We start from the raw sequence: 1,743 nt of genomic DNA, 5'->3' as shown, positions 1-1,743 counted from the left end.
GCGGCCCCGGCCGATCCCAAGCCGCCGGCGCTGCGCCAGCAGGACCAGCCGATCCCGGTCCGGCCCATGGCGCAACCCGCCGCGAAGCCGGCCCCGAAACCTGCCGCGAAGCCGGCCGCAAAGCCTCTGGCCCGGGTCCGGCCCCAGCAGCCGGCCGCCGCCCCGGACCAGCCGGTGCGCCCGACCGTCGGCATCGCCGAGCCGCGCCGCCGGCACTGGCTGATCCTGGGCTCGTTCCTGGCGCTGGTGCTGCTGCCCAGCCTGCTCTGGGCCGCCTATCTCTGGCTGCGCGCCGAGGACCAGTATGTCTCGACCGTCGGCTTCTCGGTGCGCAAGGAACAGTCCACCCCCTCGATCGACCTGCTGGGCGGGCTGGCGCCGCTGGCCGGCGGCGCCAGCGCCTCGGACACCGACATCCTCTACGAATACATCCGCAGCCAGGACATGGTCGAAAGGATCGACGCCCGGCTCGACCTGCGCGCGCGCTTCTCGGGGCCCTGGCCGCATGACTTCGTCTTCGCCTTCGACCCCGAGGGCCATGTCGAGGACCTGACCGACTACTGGCAGCGCCAGGTCAAGGTGCTCTACGACAGCACCACCCAGCTGATCACGCTGAAGATCAGCGCCTTCACCGCCCGGGACGCGCAGGAGATCGCCGCGGCGGTGTTCCAGGAAAGCTCGGACAAGATCAACCAGCTCTCGACCATCGCCCAGGACGACGCCACCCGGCTGGCCAAGGCCGAGCTGGACAAGGCCCGCGCCGAGCTGACCGAGACCCGCCAGGCGATGACCGCCTTCCGCATGCGCTCGCAGATCGTCGATCCCGAGGCGGACCTGGCCGGGCAGATGGGGGTGCTGAGCGGGCTGCAGGCGCAGCTGGCCGAGGTGCTGGTCGCCCACGACCTGCTTCTGGACAACGCCCAGCCCACCGACCACCGCGTCACCCAGTCGCAGCAGAAGATCGACGCCCTGCGCCGGCTGATCGACGCCGAGCGTGCCAAGTTCGGCGCCGAGGGCAAGGGACCGGCGGGCGAGAGCTATGCCCAGCTGATGGCCGAATACGAAAAGCTGGCCGTGGACCGCGAATTCGCCGAGGGCGCCTATCGCTCGGCCCGCATCGCCCATGAGACGGCGCTGGCCGAGGCGCAGCGCCAGGCGCGCTACCTGGCCGCCCATATCGAGCCCAAGGTGGCGCAAAGCGCGACCGAGCCGAACCGGCCCTGGCTCTGGGCGATGATCACCGGCATGCTGCTGGCGGGCTGGTCGATCCTGGTGCTGATCTATTACAGCGTCCGCGACCGCCGCTAGCGCGATGATCCGGCTCGAGAACCTGACCAAGCGCTATCGGCTCAAGGGCCGCGAGACGCTGGTGGCGGACCGGCTGAACGCCGAGTTCCCCACCGGGGCCTCGGTGGCGCTGCTGGGCCGCAACGGCGCGGGCAAGTCGACGCTGCTCAGGATGATCGCCGGCACGGTCTCGCCCACGGCCGGGCGGGTGCTGTCGGACGGCACCATCTCCTGGCCGGTGGGCTTTGCCGGCAGCTTCCACCCCGAGCTGACCGGGGCGCAGAACGTGCGCTTCGTGGCGCGCATCTACGGCGTGGATACCGACGAGCTGATCGATTACGTCGAGGATTTCGCCGAGCTGGGCCAGCATTACCACCAGCCCTTCGGCAGCTATTCCTCGGGCATGCGCTCGCGGCTGGCGATGGGCGCCAGCATGGGCATCCATTTCGACACCTA

At 70.3% G+C, this 1,743-nt stretch carries 2 protein-coding genes; both read left to right on the top strand.

The features are described from left to right. Positions 1-1,308: KpsE/RkpR family capsule polysaccharide export protein (locus tag QPR87_RS23500; RefSeq protein WP_285051565.1), on the top strand; the 1,308-nt coding region annotated here is incomplete at its 5' end. Between the two features lie 4 nt (positions 1,309-1,312). Beyond that, positions 1,313-1,743 (top strand): ABC transporter ATP-binding protein (locus QPR87_RS23495; protein ID WP_139236909.1); only part of this gene is annotated, 431 nt, incomplete at its 3' end.

Source organism: Paracoccus sp. SSJ (genome assembly GCF_030234105.1).
GTDB lineage: Bacteria > Pseudomonadota > Alphaproteobacteria > Rhodobacterales > Rhodobacteraceae > Paracoccus > Paracoccus denitrificans.
This window is presented reverse-complemented; position numbering and strand designations above follow the sequence as displayed.